Here is a 17,644-nt window from a genome sequence, read left to right as displayed (position 1 = left end):
AAATTAAATTGAAAATACGATTAGTTATTTACTTTACTATTAAGCTCAACCTATTCAACTCCTCATCTCGAAACAATTACTAAATTATCTCAGTACTATTTTTATAAGTATCTTTTTATAATACTTATTTTTCGCATGCAAATACTTGTAATCCAACTGGCGGCCAAAGAAAACAAAAATACTATCCAGAATTTCCATAATGCATGTAATTCGTATTTCAATAAAAAAAACTGTCCCCAAAGCACAAAAAAGTAATGAAGAAGATAAATTAAGTAAGCATTTTCAGCTAATGAATTCCATAATCTGTAACTATGTTTTACAATAGTTCTAAAAAAACCAATACAAGCCATGCAAGAAGCGGTACAGGAACCCACATACAAGGTGTAATAAATCATCCATGCCACAAATTCAGGCATGATTCCATTATCTACAAATTGGCCCAGAATATCCGTTCTGTTATGGTACGTTACTGCACTATAAAAAACAAGAGACGCAATAAACCAGTACTTCCATTGAAGAACAAAACGCGAATTGGATGAAAAAATATGACGATCAAAATCACTGTTACCGACCACAGCACCTAATAAAAAATACCCAAAATAGGCAACTAATCTACTCAGCTGGAAATCAAGCGGTCCAAAAGACACCCACTTTCCAGCTCCAATGCAATACGCTATGGGTACATACAGAATAAAAGTGAGACCAAATAAAACCGCAAAAACAGCTACAGGACGATTAGTGAAAAACGAGATTTTATCAGAACATCTATTTAATTTTTCTTTTATAAAAGGATATACAACTCCTAGAATTAAATTAAAGAAAAAAAGTACTCCTATAAACCAAGGCGGACCCGGAGGCCAATTTTCAATGGTAAAAAAATCAATTACATAATCTGCAATAGTAGTACTTTGGTGCGCTACATAATAAGCCGGAAAATAAGACAAAAGCATTAAAAATGTACCTAAAAAAAGAAACGGAATAAAGAGCCGTTTAATTCTGTCCCTAACAAAATATGTGGTCCCCTTTTTCTCTATGCTTTTTACCAAAAAAAGACCGCCAATAAAAAACATAAGGAACATAAAGAAAATATCGTTATAATTCTCGAATATATCCATCCCAATCCATCTGTTATGATCTACAATTGGGGCTGTAGAATTGATGTAAGCACTGCTGTCAAACCAGGCAAAAGTTGTATAGGCTAACGAGCTATGATGAGCTACCACCAATACGGTAATGAATGATTTTAAATAATCCAGCCAGAGTGTCCGGGAATTTTGCAATTTTGATGTCATAATAGTCAATAAATAAGGTTTTATTATCATAGACGAATTTTAAAATTAAAACGTTGCATCATAACCTTAAAAAAAACATCAACTGCGGCAAACTTCCCAATCACTTCGGTACTTATTTTAGCTATCTAATTAATTGATGGTGTTATAATGCGGTAGTTTCCGCTAAGATGCATGAGACTAAAAAGATACATCAGACCATCGTAGTAAGGGTCAAAATAACCATCCTCATAAGGTTCGAGTTTGGCGTTCCAGACAGCATGAACAAAATCTATACTTTCTTTATCAGGATTAACGAGTGACGCGGTAGCAGAAGTTCCTATTAATCCTATCGAGTGTCTGAGTTTTTTAACCGGACCGGCCTGAAGAATAAAATCTGGCGTAGAACCGTCGAGATTGTATTGATCTACGTACGTTTCCATTCCTTTCGATCTCAGGAAATTTTGAAATCGTTTAGCATAATCTTCCTGCCATTTTTTATCTTTTCCGTACCAGGTATAATCCATTGCAATATTCATAGGAACACGCCAGGAATCGTAACGAAATCCTCCAGGCATCCAGGGTGTAGGATGCGGTTCTCCTGTAAATTCGGTGTAATCTGAGGTCAGTCCTGTTACAGGATGACAGGCTTTATGCAAAAATTTACGGGAAACATCTGCACATTCTTTATAAAACTGCTCATGGCCATCTTTAGCATATAAAGCCCATATTTCATAAAATGCAGGAACATGATACGAAGGGTCTGTCCAATTGTATCCTCCTCCTTCCGGCACGAAAGATATTTGCTTGTGCTCTGTGTTTATAATATTATGAATGTTACCGGTACCGTCTTTTTTCCACATGGCATCCAATATTCTTCTGGCTTCATTGTAGTAATGAATTCCGGTAGCATTGCCCCATTTGTTAGAAGCAAAAAGCAAACTGGTAATGTAATACAATTCTCCATCTGAGGCAGAACCTGCTGAGTTTTGTTTTTTTGTTTGAGGATTTACACTCCAAGCAAAATACCCTTCTCTTGGTCCGTCCTGATGCTGCATATATTTTACAGACCATCGCCAGATGCGATCGAAAACTTCCTTCTTATCGAGTTGAACCGCGACCATCATTCCGTAAGACATTCCCTCGGTACGGGCGTCGTTATTCTTTACATCAGAAACATATCCTAATGCATCGCCTTCTTCAAAATAAACTTTATTAGGTCCTTCAAAAATATCATAATAAGCTTTCGCTAATTTCTTATCTATATCGGCTTGGCTGTAACCCGCTGCTGCAAAAAGATTGCGGTATTCCGGCTTTTGGGATTCTGATTTTTGTATTCTTCCCGTTTTTTGGCTAAATGACATAATAGGAACAATTAAAACAAAAAGAAGTATCAAAACCCGAATTCTAACTTTGTATTGACTTGTAAAACATTTATTCATAACCATATTTCTCTTTTTTATATTTGGTTTAATTTATCGTTACTGAAGTACTACGATTTGAATCCTATTTTAATTCAATTCTATCAATTCGTTTTCTCGTCACTTAGAATTTATGACTCATACTTTGGTGCATGGATTGAAGTAACCTAAAAGTTAAAAAATACTATTATATTTTTTGAACTTTGAACAGATCATTATTACCTATTATTTTCTCTACTGGCAAAACGGTAGACTTACATAATTTTAAAATAAAAAAAAGCCGAAAGGGGCTTAACTTCCGGCTTTTAATTAAAAAACTAACACTAACCATCAGTGTATTGTAATAAATTATACTTATAAATTAATTTCAAGAACAAATTTGTCATTGTGATTATTAATAAGTGTATGTATTACAAATATAAACAAAATTGTAAATACACAATCGGTTGTTTAACTTTTTTTTACTTTAAAAATAAATCATAATAAAAAGAAATATCACCCTATTTTATATCTGAAAATAAATTAGAGTGAATTATTTTAAATCGAAATCTATAAGTTTCAGAAAAGCTAATCCAAAAAATTACAACAGATCGAAAAATGAAATAATTGTATCTTCTGCAATAATTACAAGTATATCTTTCAAAAAAGCAACCAATAAAAAAGTAGCGTTTCTTTTAATACAAATAAAACTTCTTTTTTAGCTGTTGCAGAAACAAAAATAATGCTTCAAATATGCTATTAATAGCTTCAAAATTGACAATCTTTATTTCAACTTTCCAGTTATTTTTACGTCTAAGATTTTTATTAAATTATAGAAGCAAAAAGAAGTATTCGCTTTTGATAAAAGTATTCTATAACATAATTCTCAACAAGCGAAATGGTGAAAAGCAAAAAAAGAACAGCAGCTATAGTGATTCGTAATACATCGCAAAAGCTTTCTATACTAGAAAAAATAGGTTATGGTTTAGGTGATTTTGCTGCGAACTTAATTTTTCAGACTTTGCTGACTTTCCTTGCTTTTTTTTACACTGATGTTTATAAAATTCCTGCCGGCACCGCAAGCATAATTATCTTTACAGGCGGTTTTATTGGCGCTTTTTTTAATATCATTATGGGCGTAATTGCGGATCGAACCCAAACGCAATGGGGAAAATTCAGACCGTGGATATTATGGACGGCCTTGCCCTTTGGAATTGCGGCTGTTCTATCTTTTTTAACTCCAAATTTTAGCGAAAACGGCAAAATAATCTACACCTTGCTGACTTACTTTTTTCTGATGTTAATTTATTCAGCAAGCAATTTACCCTATGTTGCTTTAAGTGGTGTTTTAACGGGCGACATGAAAGAAAGGAACAGTCTTTCCTCCTATCGCTTTGTAGCTGTAATGATTGCCCAATTTATCATTCAGTCGCTTTTATTACCATTGGTTTCTATACTGGGACATGGCGATAAAGCAGTTGGATTTCAAAATACAATGATCTTATTTGCTATTACAGGAGTTATTTGCTTATTGATTACTTTTTTTACTACCAAAGAAAGAATTATACCTGCAAAGAATCAGGAATCTTCCATTAAACAGGATTTTATTGATTTATCAAAAAACGGACCCTGGATTGTTATGTTACTGGTTACCGTTCTGGTATTTATAACCTTGTCTTTAAAAGGTGGCATGTATGTTTTTTACTTTAAATATTATTTAGATCCTGTTGCACAAAGTATTTTTTTGAATGACATTGGGTTTAATGCCTTTATTGACGACCTTAATAATTTATTGACGGGAATGGGATTTGTTAATTTTCAGTGGCCAAAAGATGCGGCTACTTCTGCATTTAGTCTTTTTAATGCCGGAGGAATTATTTTTATGATTTTTGGCATTATGTTTTCAAAGCTTCTGGCAGATTCTTTTGGTAAAAGAAATATTTATATCGCTTTTATTTTTTTATCTGCTCTGAGTCTTTTGTTATTTAATTTCTATAATAGAACGGCTATTGCAATGGTTTTTTTGACCCAATTGGCACATGGCTTTATTTACGGAATAACAATTCCTTTATTGTGGACCATGATTGCTGATGTGGCCGATTACAGTGAATGGATAAACAACCGAAGAGCGACTGCAACTGTTTTTTCGGTAATGATTTTCGGGCTAAAAATTGGCATAAGTATTGGCGGCGCATTAGGTGCGGCTTTTTTATCTAAATACGGTTACATAGCCGAAGAAGTCAATCAGATACCGGCGGCAGTAGAAGGTATTAAACTTTCAGTAAGTATCTATCCTGGCTTTATTTTCATTTTGAGTGCGGTCTTATTGTGTTTTTACAACATAGATAAAAAAACGGAAATCCAGATTGAAACAGATTTAAAAGAAAGAAGAGAATGCTAAAAATATTTGTCTTTTCTGATTCCCTTTATCAGGGCAAAAATCACTTTTATAAACCTCATCTTAGGCATTTTAAATAAGCATTATACGCAAGTGTTATAATTCTATTTAACTCTTTTTTTACATAAAATGAAGCACATAGTTTGTTCTATATTGCTGTTTAATTGAGAACATACCATAATCAAAACAGTTATAGCACTCTTTTTGACTACTCCTTAATTAAAGTTTCATTCCCACAGATACATTTAGTCTATAAAAAGATTGTAAAGCAGAAAAAAGCGGTACATATAAAACAACAAACAGCGCATTAAAAAATGCGCTGTTTGCCAAATACTAACTCAACTCAAACTACCAAAATTTGTCTTTTTAGTAACCAGGATTATTATCACTTGGTTTTATATTAGGATTTGAAGATGTTTCTCTGTTTGGTATTGGCCATAATTCATTTTTTCCAGCCTGAAAACCAGTACCAGCTAATTCTGTACTCGCAATACCCCATCTTATAATATCATCAAATCGGCTTTGTTCACCGGCAAACTCTACTTTGCGTTCATGAATAATTGCTTTAAAAACATCGTCTTTTGTTGCAGCAATTGTAGTGGTTAAACCTGCTCTGTCTCTAACTTCTTTGATATACGCTATGGCAGTTGTTTGAGAACCTCCATCTCTTTGGTTTTCACATTCTGCTTTCATAAGCAGTATATCTGAATAACGCATAACTTTGAAATTTATACTGGACTGCGTCGCTTCATCTGCTTTTTTGTAATAGTTTTGGTATTTTTTCCAGCCTGCATTTCTAAGACCTGCTGAGGTATTAAAGTTTTGCGCTGTCATAGTAGCTTTTCCGTTTAAATATTTTGAGCCCGGTACATAAAAGGTGTCTCCAAAACGCAAATCTCCTGCCTCAAAAGAATTTAAAAGATTGTCTGGCGGATAAACATTATACCAACTTAAATTACCATATTCCTGACCTCTAAGAGTCGACTCAGCAAAACCAGTTCCGCCGCTGTTACCGGCATCATCCCATTTATTACCTGTTCCGTTATTTTCATTAAATTCAATTTCAAAAATGGATTCTTTACCATGTTCGGTTTCCTCCATAAAGTTATTATAGAAATTGCCTTTGTCTTCAAGACTAAATCCTGTAACCCCATTAAATGCAACTAAAGCTTCATCATACTTTTTTTGGTATAATAGTATTTTACCCAAGTATGCGTAAGCGGCTTCTTTGGTAGCACGACCTGTTACTTCGACGCTTTTTGATAATAAATTTTGAGAAGCAAATTCCATGTCTGTTCTAATCAAGTCATAAACTTCTGCTTTAGGACTTCTTGCAACACCTATGATAGTTCCTGTTTTATAAATTGGTAAATCACCAAAACGTTTCACTAAAAGAAAATAATAATAGGCTCTTAAAAAGTGGGCTTCGCCTAAAAATTTATTTTTTTGTTCTTGTGATAAAATAAGAGTTGGTAAAGCATTAATTTTTGCTTCATTATCTAAAACAAAATTAGCTCTGGATATACCTAAATAACAGGATTCCCAATAATACTGAATAATATCGTTTCCTGCATTAAAAGAAAAATCCTGAAAAGGTTTTTTATTTCCTTCTAATTGTGGGTTTCCTGCAGCATCCTGCCCCATTAGATCCATTGCAAAGGCAAAATTTCTGGCATATAATCCTCTTGTCTGCAAATTGGCATAGGCAGCATTTACAGAAGATTCGACCTGCGCTGCTGTCGTAAAGAAAGTGTCCGGCGATAGCGTGTTTGGGTTTGTCAATTCTAAATCTGCGGTGTCACATGAATTTAGGGTTAAAATTCCCAACGTTACTGCAACTATATATTTTATTTTTTTCATCATCTTATAAATTAAAATTTAACATCAAGTCCAAAAATTACTGATTTAGGCTGTGGGTATCTTCCCAAGTCAATACCTGCAGAATTGGCATTACCATCTGTACGGGCAATTTCAGGATCTAAACCGGAATATTTCGTAATCGTAATAAGGTTTTGTCCGCTTACATAGAATCTTATATTAGAAAAATAACTGCCAAACGTTTCTCCAGAAAGCGTATATCCTAAAGTAACATTTTTCAATCGGGTATAAGAACCATCTTCTATATAACGCTGATTAGCTGAAGACCAGTTTATATCTGCACCCTGAGCTCTTGGTAAAGTAGCTGATGGATTCGTAACAACACCGTTTACAACATTTGCTCTGCCTAAAACGTCCGTACTGGCATTAAACAAACGATTCATTCCTGTTAAATCAAAAGTATTTGCATTATAAATATCATTCCCTTGAACTCCTGTAATGAAACAGTTAAAATCGAACTTTTTATACGCTGCTGTAAGGTTTAAACCGTATGTAAAATCCGGATAAGGATTTCCAATATTTGTTTTATCATTTGAATTAATGATTTTGTTACCGTCACGATCTATAATTCTAATATCACCCGGTTTTATGATCGTTTGCCCTGGTCCAAAAACAGCGTCTACTTCTGCTTGATTTTGATAAATTCCATTGGTTTCATAACCGTAAAAGTAGAATAATGGCTGGCCTACTTCCAGTCTTGAGAAATTTTCTAAACCAGCTCTTGCCGATGGGCCGCCCAATACGCTGGTAAGTCCCGGCGCTAAACCTGTCACTTCATTTTTACTTGTTCCTAGATTAGCTAAGGCTGACCATGTAAAATCTCCTTTTCGATCATTATAACCTAATGATATTTCGTAACCTGATACTTTTACATCGGCAACATTTTGAAGTTGAGTTCCTCCGCCGGCAGATCCTACAGAAGCTGCTAATGGAACAGCAAAAAGAATGTCACTGCTTTTATTGTTGAAATACTCAACAGATCCTGTAAATTTTTCATCAAAGAAACCAAAATCCAAACCTATATTTCTGTCTTTTTTAGACTCCCATTTCAAGTCAGGATTAGAAGCTACTCCACTGGAAACTCCTTGTGCATTTCCTCCATTAATAGGATAATTGTAATCAGCAAGTAATGTAGCAGCATACTGATAATTGTCTATTCTGTCATTTCCTGTTGTTCCCGTACTTGCTCTAAGTTTTAAGGTACTAAAAACAGAATTTGCCATAAAACTTTCTTTGGCTATATTCCAACCCAAAGCAAATGAGTAGAAATTACCCCAGCGATTATTAGCTCCAAAGCGTGAAGAAGCATCCCTACGGCCAGAAGCAGCGAAGATGTATTTATCATCATAATCGTAGTTGATACGGGCAATATATCCAATATTTTTCTCTACATAATTAGCAGAGCTTAAATTTCCCTCATTATATCTCAGCTGATCTATATCATTTGAAATATTATAACGGCTTCCTGCGATTAAATTTTGTGATTTTCCGTCAATTTTCGTTATAACACCTAAAACTTCAATGTTGTGTTTGGCAGCAATAGTCGTTTTATAGGTTAAACTATTATCAAAAACAATGGTTTGTCCCTGAGTGTTTGTTTCATTTGTGGTAGAAAATGCCTGATTATGAGCAGAACCATCACTGTAGCTGGGAACAAAAGTATGATCTTTACCAGTATAGTAATCTAATGAAACTTGTGATCTGAATTTTAAGCCCTTAAAGATTTCCAATTCAGCGTAGATATTTCCTATTATAGATAAATTATTAATTTTTTGATAGCCTAAATTTGCCACACGTACAGGATTCTCGGCATCATTACCGTCTATAGCACTAGGTCCCTGATAGCCGCCTACACTTGTTTCACTATTATTATAAATAGGTAAGTAAGGTGCCATTTTAATAGCGTGTTCCAATAATGTTCTTCCTCCTGCACTACGCTCCGGATTGATTGTACTAAAAGAAATCCCGATGTTACTGCCTACTTTAAGTTTTCCAATATCCTGTGTGTTATTGGCTCTAAAAGAGTAACGCTCAAACCCAGTATTAATAACGGCTCCTTCCTGTTTTAAATATTCAGCAGAATAGCGGGAAGTAGATGTTTCTGTACCATTTGAGAAACTTAAATTATAATCCTGCATCACACCGCTTTGAAAAATCTGATCCTGCCAATTGGTATTTATATTTCCAAACTCAGCAGCTCTTGCCGTCAAATCACTACCCAGATCTTTAGCGTATTGAAGATATTGTTGTGTATTTAAAACATCATATCTTTTTGTAATAGTCTGAAAACCGGCGTAAGTACTAAAATTCAATTGGCCCGGTCCTTTTTTTCCTTTTTTAGTAGTAACCATAATTACTCCATTAAAAGCTTTTGAACCATATAAAGCTGTTGTCGAAGCATCTTTTAGAACCGACATCGATTCTATGTCATTAGGGCTTAATCCTGATAAGTTTCCTGTTAGAACACCATCAATTACATATAATGGAGCACTATTTCCCATGGTGGCCAAACCTCTAATGGTCACTGTAGGATTAGAACCAGGAGCACCATTTACAACGGTAACACCTGCAGCCCTACCCTGTAAAGCTGACTCTGCATTAGTAATAGGCACGGCCACAATATCTTTTGAACTTACTGTCGAAATGGCTCCGGTAACTTTAGTTCTCTTTTGACTACCGTAACCTACTATCACTTCATTTAAGTTTTGTGTCGATAGTGCTAATACAACATCAATTCTGGTTCTCGTACCCACTGTTATGGTTTGCGAAATCAAGCCTACAAAGGAATAAGTGATCTTATCTGTAGGGTTCACGTCACTTAAGGAGTATTTACCATCAAAATCTGTTGATGCGCTATTTTTTGATCCCTCTACATTCACACTGGCTCCAGGCAAAGGAAATCCTGAAGGATCGGTAATTATCCCCTGTACCGTCTTTGATTGTGCAATCAAATTCTGACTGCCGATTATTAGCAATGTGATTATTGCAATTCTAAATTTTAAAATCATTTTTAGTGGTTTTTTTGATTAGTTTAAATAGTTGTTTGGTTGTAAAGTTTATTTATTGTTTTGATCATCAAATTAGCTTGTAACTATTTTCGATCCTTTAATTGAATAAAAAAAAGTCTTACAATAAATAATTCTTGATTTCATTTCATACTGTAATTTTTTAAAAAATGTTAATACTTACTTCTTTGAATATTTGGTTTTATTAGAACCCAAAAATATAAGGTTAACATAAATTTCACATATTAAAAATGTTGCAAAAACTATCAAATTTGTAGCACGAAACCTTCAAAAAACACACAATGCCCTATTTATCAAATATTTAACTATAAAACAGCAAGAATAAGGTATTCATAATATTGTAATCTTTTTTTTGAGTATGAAATAAAAATTAAACATTATTTAAGTGTTTTTAATAATTATCTAAAATTTATGTTTCATGTTAATTCATTACGTCTTAAACAAATTGATTATAATGCCTGCTCATAAATTGAAATCGGTTTTTTGTTAAAGCAAAAAAGCTGTCTCACAAATAAGTGACACAGCTTCTCATCTTTTTTATCCGGACTTTAATCAAAACGGCAATTAAATATTCAATTTTTTAAATGGTGTTTTGAAACTTTTTTTTACTTCAATACTATTATTGCTTCTTATTGTGTGTTGGCAGATAGCCAAATTTTTCTTTATAACATTTTGTAAAATAAGAAGGGGAACTAAAACCAACCTTGATACTAATCTCAGACATATTATCATTACCCAGCTCTATAAGTTCTTTTGCTTTTTCTAAACGAACATTACGTATAAATTCATTTACTGTTACACCTGTTAATGTTTTTATTTTTCGATACAATTGGCTTCTGCTTAAAAACACTTTTGAGGCCAGAACCTCGACACTCAATTCGTATTCACTAATATTTTGATTGATGTAATTCAGTACATTTTTTATAAATTCATTATCCAGAGTAGTTGTTTTTTCTTTTGCTTTTGGAGTAATTCCGTTGTAAAATTTATTAAACATAATCTGTCTGCTTTTGATAAGCTGAATTAAACTGGAACGCAGAATATCCATATCAAAAGGTTTGCTCAAATAAATATCGGCACCGGAATCAATACCTTCTAACCTGTCCTTAATCAATGCTTTTGCAGACAGCATCATCAACGGAATATGGCTGGTTGTCAAATCTGCTTTAATACTTGCACACAATTCTAAACCATTCATAACCGGCATAATGACATCTGTTAAAATCAAATCAGGCAGTTTTTGCAGCGCTAATTCTAAACCAACCTGACCATTTTCTGCTGTTAAAACTTTGTACTCCTTTTTGAGTTCGTTTTTTAAATAATTTCGTAATTCGGCATTATCTTCAACAATCAAAATGGTGTAAATTCGTTCTTGTTTATCCTGAGCATCTGCTGATGGAATGGCAGTTTCTTCGGCAATGGGTGTGAAACTTATTTTTTTCTCTTTTTTAAATTCCTCCAGCATCACTTCGTTTTCATTAAAGAATTCCTTTCCGAGTGGAAATAGTAATCTAAAAGTGGTACCAAACCCTAATTTACTTTCTACTTCGATCTTTCCTTTATGCAACTCTACAAATCCGCGAACAACCTCCAGTCCGATTCCTGTGCTTCCGTAATACGCTTTATTCAAATTATTAACCTGATAGAAACGGTCAAAAATTTTCTTAATATCTTTTTTATCTAATCCTGAACCTGTGTCTTCAATAATAACTTCAAAACAAGGAGTGGCGTTGGTTGAATTTATCAAAGGAAAATGAACTAATTCTTCGTTAACCAATATTTTTATTATTATTTTTCCATTATCAGGAGTTACTTTAAAGGCATTTGAAATAACGTTAAAAATAATTTTTTCGAACATCTTTGGATCTATCCAATCTTTAAATGTTTTTTTATTGGATTCATAATGCAATTCAATTCCCCGACTTAACGCTTCTTCATCAAAATAACTGGCAATTTCCTTTGTAAAACCAACTAATTCAACAAACTGCACTTTTAGCGGCATTTTATTAAATTGCAGCTGATTGAAGTCCATCAGCTCATTGATTAATCTTGAAAGCCTGTCGGAACTTTTTTGAATAGTCTGTAATTTACTCAACACACTTTGCGGTAAATCCAGGTTATGGTTCTTCATTATATCTCCTAACGGATTTAAAATTAAAGTAAGCGGCGTTCTGAATTCATGCGAGATATTGGTAAAAAATTGTAGTTTTTTATTATTTAATTTTTCAATCTGAATTGCTTTTTTCTGTTCAAATTCTATCATTTGTTTTTGTTTAAAACGATTTTGATAGTATTGGTTGGTAAAATAAATTGCAGCTAATAGTAATAAGGAATAAAATAAATACGCAAAAGGTGTTTTCCACCAGGGCGGCAAAATTTCAATTTGTAATTCCAGCGGATTTTGATTCCAGACTCCATTTTTTTCTGACGCTTTTACCTTAAAAATATACTTTCCCGGCGCTAAGTTTGTATAGGTGGCCGAGCGTTTACTGCCAACATAATTCCATGAATCTTCAAATCCTTCTAAATAATAAGCGAATTCATTTCTGGCTGGAAAAGAATAATTTACAGCAATAAAATCAATTGTAAATACAGACTGATCGTGCTTAAGAATGATCTTTTTTGTCTGCGATATTACTTTTATTAAGGGTGAGTTTTTTTCGAGCGGACCTACTGATTTATTAAAAAGTTTCAGATCTGTTAAGTAAACCGGCAGCTGTTTTTTGCTTTTAACCAAGCTGGCAGGATTAAAATAATTTAAGCCTTCATAACTTCCAAAATATAGCAATCCTTTTTCGTCTTTCAGGACAGCGTTATTATTAAAATCATTTCCCAATAAACCGTCATAGATCGAATAATTAGCGGTAGTATTGTTTTTTAAATCCAGTTTTGTAATTCCTTTTTTTCCGCTTAACCAAATACTCCCGTCATTTGATTCTACAATAGACGATATTGATTTTTCGTTCAGCCCTTTAAAGTTGATATACCATTTTATATTGCCTTTTTTTTTATCATAGCTAAATAATCCGGCTCCATCAGTACCAATCCAAATTTCTTTGTTTTTGGCTTCGTATAAAGTATTAATAGTATGGGTACTTTTATGATTTCTAAGCTTTTCAGACATTTTATCCCTAAAAGAAGTTACTGTAAAAGAAACTAAATCATTTGTATTAACCCTGTACAAACCTGTTGTCGAACCCACCCAAACGGCATCATCTGAATCTACTATTATTTTCCTGATGTCTGAATTTATTATTCCACTGGTGTAAAACGGTTTAGAATTACAATGATGAAATTGACCATCCGATGGAGTATAATAATGCAGTCCTTTTGAAAAAGTTCCAATCCAGATTACACCTCTGGAATCTTCGGCAATACTCATGATATTGTCTGATGCAAAACCGGGAGTGTTTTTTGTGCTATAGTTAATAAATTTATTGCTTCCCTTTTTTAAAACAAAAACCCCTTCATTCCAGCTTGATAACCAAATGTTTTGCTTTTTATCAATAAATACATTCGTTATATTATCATTGGTTAATCCAGAATAAAAACTTCGATCAGATTTGGTAATATGTTTAAAACTTTTAGTAATCGTATTGTAAACATCCACTCCTCCGCCTTCCATAGAAATCCACAACTGATCTTGCTGGTCTTTTGCAATACCGGTAACACAATTGGTTTGTAAAGACTGTAAATTTCCGGGCAAACTTTCGATGATACTTACTTTGCTGTTTATTTTATCAAAAACACCTAAACCTTTATTGTAATAACCCAGCCAAATTCTATTTTCTTTATCTAAAAATAACGACCAGACAGAATTGGAACCTAAACTGCGATTATTGTATTTACTGTTTGCATATTTTTTTTGAACAATACCCTGATCGTTAACAATGATTAAACCATCATTTTCTGTCGCACAAAGAATTGTTTTAGGATCTGTTGCCAATATTGACATGATTCTTTTTCTGGTAATAGGATAGTAAGCGGCTTCTTTCGTTTTAGAATTTAAATCAACCTTTACAAGTCCCTTAAATCCATTGCCAATCCAGAGGTTTTGTGTGCGGTCTATAAACATGGAAATAATATTTAAGGAGAGCTTTTCATTATTTTTTCCAATGTTTACTTTTTTAATCTCATTTTTTATCGGGTCAACTGCTTTTAAACCAAAATTAGTCCCCAGATAAATAGTCCCTTTTTTATCCTTTACCAAACAATTGATCAGGTAATTTTCTGTATTTGAAACATTCGTTTTAATCTTGGTTATTTCGCGGGTTTTAATATTTAATTTCAGCAAATCACTATTAAATGTTCCCAGAAAAAGATTTCCATTATTGTCTTCGATGATACTTTTTACAGAAATTACCGTTTCTTTTTTAATCTTTTTTTGAATATCAATACTTTCAAAGGTATTTAAATTCCTGTTATACAGACATAATCCTTCATCTGTTCCTACCCACAGCCTATTGTGAGTATCTACATAAGTAACATATATAAGATTACTATTGATAGCATTACTAAGTTTAGAGTTTTGCTCATATGCAACATAATTTATCCCATCATATTTAAATAAACCCGCGCCATTAGTCCCAATCCACAAAAACCCGGACTGATCCTGGGTAATGGTATATATACCACTTTTTGAGGTCTCCTTATTTAATAACCGAAATTGATAGTCTTCAAATGTATTTTGAGAAAACAGACTATTAATTGCAAAAAATAAGATAACAAGGGCTCTAAAATATTTTTTTTGGGACATTATAAAATGGTTAGTAAATTAAAATAAATATATGCTCTTTTAACCGAAACTTATCATTTGATTTTCAATGAATAAAACAGATTTTGATTACTTGTTTATTTTTTAATTATAAAGATGAAATCTTATTGTACAAATAGTTTTGTCGTTTTTAAATCTTTTCCATCTGAACTCGTACCGTAATACACTTCATATTGACCCGAAGTTACATTTATTCCTCTCGTACTTTCGTCATAAAATTCAAATGAAGCAGCAGGTAAATCAATAGTGACATCCTGCTTTTCGCCGGCTTTTAAATTGATTCTTTTAAAAGCTTTCAATGTTTTTAAAGGACCATCTTTATCATTCACTTTTCGAACATATACCTGCACAATCTCTGTTCCTTCTCTTTTACTGATGTTCTTTATTGAAAAATTCAATTGTGTATTTTCATTTGATTTTATTTTTGTCTTACTGAGATTTGCCGTACCAATTTGAAACTTTGAATAACTTAAACCAAAACCAAACGGAAACAAAACATTTGTAGTATATCTATACGTACGCCCTTTCATTGAATAATCTTCAAAATCGCCTAAAATGTCTGAATTTTTATAAAAAGAAACCGGCAGTTTTCCCGCAGGGTTATAATCTCCAAACAGCACATCGGCGACAGCCTGACCACCTGATTCGCCCGGATACCACGCTTGCAGAATAGCATCACAACTGGCTGTTTCTGGTGCAAAAGCAATGGCAGAACCGGAGCAGTTTACAAAAACTACTTTTTTACCGGCAGCTTTAAGCTCCTGCAAACATTTTCTCTGAACGGCGGGAAGTTCAATATTGGTTCTGTCGCCCCCTTTAAAACCTGGAAAAGAAACCGGCATCTCCTCCCCTTCAAGAAGTGTAGAAAGTCCGCCCACGAAAATTACAGTATCGATGTCTTTTAATTTTTGAATTAATGCCGCGAAATTGATATCGTGTTCTTTCCCAAAATCAAATTCAAGATTTGCCTGCCAATTGTTGGATTGCGCATATAGAATTTCGATTTTATATTTTTTGCCCGCCTCAACTCCAAAAGCAATTTTTCCGGGAACAGTGCGCCAATTGGTATATTTTGCTATAGATTTTCCATTAACCAATAATTCAAAAGCTCCGGTAGCTCCGGTTTTAAAAACAAGACTATCCTTTTCTTTCGCCAGAAATTCCGTTTCGTATCTGGCAGAAAATCCTTCCAGTTTAACACCCGAAGCAAATTCATGCTGTCCGGCAGTAGTCATTTTTATCGGATTTATAATTTGCTGCGTTGCCACACTATTCCCTTCTCTGTTTGGATTGTTCCAATAAGTGGCTTTCATTCCTTTTTTGCCTTCAAATGAAATCTGGTCAAAATAACTTTGGTTGACTTTATCTTCGACTAAATCGCAGCCTTTGTCGTACACGATTTTATTTTGTGCAACTTTTGATTCTATACCGCTTTTAATAGTGATGGTTTTAACGGGGGTTCCATTGTAATTTCCCCATAACATCGGTTCATTATCTGCATTCGGGCCAATTACTGCCACTTTGTTGATGGCTTTATTTAAAGGCAAAATATTGTTTTTATTTTGTAAAAGAGTCATCGATTTTTGCGCCATTTCGAGCGCTAATTGCTGATGTTTCTTACTGTTAAGTACAGAAGCCGGAATTTGGGCCCACGGTACGATGGCATCATCATCCATTTCGCCCAGATCAAAACGGCCCGTTAAAACACGAAGCAGACTTTTATCAATATCAGATTCTTTAATTAAATCTTTCTCAACGGCTTCCGGAAGGTTTTTAAACGGATATTTCTCCCAAACACATTCAACATCCGTTCCTGCCAAAACGGCTTTTGAGGCAGCGTGTGTTGCATCTGAAGAAACTTTATGCGTGGTATAAAAATCGGTAACAGCACCGCAATCTGAAACTACAAGATATTTAAAACCCCATTCGTCACGCAAAATTCGCTGTAATAAACGTGTGTTACTGCAGCAAGGTTCATCATCCAGACGCTGATACGCACACATCACCTGACGCACATCGGCATCTTGTACCAATGCCTTAAAGGCAGGCAAATAGGTTTCGTATAATTCACGGGGATTTATATTATTCAAATTCAGTTCATGTCGGCTCCATTCCGGACCAGAATGCACGGCAAAATGTTTGGCGCAGGCCAAAAGTTTGCGGTATTTGGCATCGGCAGGACCTTGCAATCCTTTTACCACAGAAATTCCCATTCGGGAAGTTAAATACGGATCTTCTCCATACGTTTCCTGACCGCGTCCCCAACGCGGATCCCTGAAAATATTGACGTTTGGTGTCCAAACCGATAAGCTTAAAAATCGTTTGTTTTCATTGCCGCCCTTAATCCATTGGTTGTATTTTGCACGGGCTTCATCAGAAACTGCATCAAAAACATTATAAACCAACTGATCATCAAAAGAGGCTGCCATACCAATAGGTTCCGGAAAAACGGTAACATTATCATTGTTCGCGTAACCGTGCAGGGCTTCGCTCCACCAATTGAATTTTTTAATGCCAAGTCTGGGTATCGGATCACTCTGGTCGCACATTAACGCCGTTTTTTCTTCAAGCGTTAATCTGGAAATTAAATCTTTTGCACGTTCTGATGAACTAAGAGCAGGATTCTTATAAGAATATTGCTGTGCGTTTACACTAAAAAAAGATAGTAAACTTATAATAAACAAATAACTAATTTTCATGATTATTCTATTTGAGTTAATATATTAATGCGTATTTTATTTTGGTTAAATCGTAAACTAATTAATTCAAGTTGCTAGTTAATAAAGTGTAGTCCCTACGGGCAATGTCATTAAGTTAAGCTTTTTGCATTTTTTTCTCATTTTATGTCATTTCGACGAAGGAGAAATCTCCACAAGTAACTCCGCAACGAGGATCCAATC

The 17,644-nt window shown here is 33.9% G+C and carries 7 protein-coding genes; 1 reads left to right on the top strand and 6 read right to left on the bottom strand.

The window, feature by feature from the left end; all coding sequences use genetic code 11:
• Positions 1–101 precede the first annotated feature (101 nt).
• Positions 102–1,322: an acyltransferase family protein gene (locus FLP_RS05270; RefSeq protein ID WP_207797815.1), complete on the bottom strand. Its 1,221-nt coding sequence runs from the start codon at positions 1,320–1,322 to the stop codon at positions 102–104.
• A 95-nt stretch (positions 1,323–1,417) separates the two neighbouring features.
• The gene (locus tag FLP_RS05265; RefSeq protein ID WP_243397517.1) at positions 1,418–2,710 is read right to left on the bottom strand and encodes a family 8 glycosyl hydrolase; all 1,293 of its coding nucleotides are present in this window, start codon (positions 2,708–2,710) and stop codon (positions 1,418–1,420) included.
• Positions 2,711–3,566: 856 nt separating this feature from the next.
• On the opposite strand from FLP_RS05265, the gene FLP_RS05260 reads away from it, so the two are divergent.
• Complete coding sequence (locus tag FLP_RS05260; RefSeq protein WP_083195798.1) at positions 3,567–5,069, top strand: MFS transporter; 1,503 nt, start codon at positions 3,567–3,569, stop codon at positions 5,067–5,069.
• 363 nt (positions 5,070–5,432) lie between these two features.
• Here FLP_RS05260 and FLP_RS05255 read toward each other — a convergent pair whose 3' ends face one another.
• The 4 genes from FLP_RS05255 to xyl3A all read right to left on the bottom strand — a co-directional run bounded on the left by FLP_RS05255 (position 5,433) and on the right by xyl3A (position 17,443).
• On the bottom strand, positions 5,433–6,926 hold the full coding sequence (locus FLP_RS05255) for a RagB/SusD family nutrient uptake outer membrane protein (RefSeq protein ID WP_065448473.1): 1,494 nt from the start codon (positions 6,924–6,926) through the stop codon (positions 5,433–5,435).
• An 11-nt stretch (positions 6,927–6,937) separates the two neighbouring features.
• Complete coding sequence (locus FLP_RS05250; protein WP_065448472.1) at positions 6,938–9,952, bottom strand: SusC/RagA family TonB-linked outer membrane protein; 3,015 nt, start codon at positions 9,950–9,952, stop codon at positions 6,938–6,940.
• A 637-nt stretch (positions 9,953–10,589) separates the two neighbouring features.
• Positions 10,590–14,726 (bottom strand): hybrid sensor histidine kinase/response regulator transcription factor, encoded by a 4,137-nt coding sequence (locus FLP_RS05245; protein WP_065448471.1) that lies wholly within the window; start codon positions 14,724–14,726, stop codon positions 10,590–10,592.
• Between the two features lie 122 nt (positions 14,727–14,848).
• Positions 14,849–17,443, bottom strand: coding sequence for a xylan 1,4-beta-xylosidase (gene xyl3A / locus FLP_RS05240; RefSeq protein WP_065448470.1), 2,595 nt, complete (start codon positions 17,441–17,443; stop codon positions 14,849–14,851).
• Positions 17,444–17,644 lie beyond the last annotated feature (201 nt).

The sequence above is a fragment of the Flavobacterium piscis genome (genome assembly GCF_001686925.1).
Lineage (GTDB): Bacteria > Bacteroidota > Bacteroidia > Flavobacteriales > Flavobacteriaceae > Flavobacterium > Flavobacterium piscis.
Note: the sequence above shows the minus strand (reverse complement) of the source record. Positions and strands in the feature narration are given on the sequence as shown.

Excerpts from the sequence above, each read along its gene's own strand:
- FLP_RS05250 (WP_065448472.1), bottom strand. The coding sequence starts at position 9,952 with ATGATTTTAAAATTTAGAATTGCAATAATCACATTGCTAATAATCGGC.
- FLP_RS05245 (WP_065448471.1), bottom strand. The coding sequence starts at position 14,726 with ATGTCCCAAAAAAAATATTTTAGAGCCCTTGTTATCTTATTTTTTGCA.
- FLP_RS05270 (WP_207797815.1), bottom strand. The coding sequence starts at position 1,322 with ATGATAATAAAACCTTATTTATTGACTATTATGACATCAAAATTGCAA.
- xyl3A (WP_065448470.1), bottom strand. The coding sequence starts at position 17,443 with ATGAAAATTAGTTATTTGTTTATTATAAGTTTACTATCTTTTTTTAGT.
- FLP_RS05255 (WP_065448473.1), bottom strand. The coding sequence starts at position 6,926 with ATGAAAAAAATAAAATATATAGTTGCAGTAACGTTGGGAATTTTAACC.
- FLP_RS05265 (WP_243397517.1), bottom strand. The coding sequence starts at position 2,710 with ATGAATAAATGTTTTACAAGTCAATACAAAGTTAGAATTCGGGTTTTG.
- FLP_RS05260 (WP_083195798.1), top strand. The coding sequence starts at position 3,567 with ATGGTGAAAAGCAAAAAAAGAACAGCAGCTATAGTGATTCGTAATACA.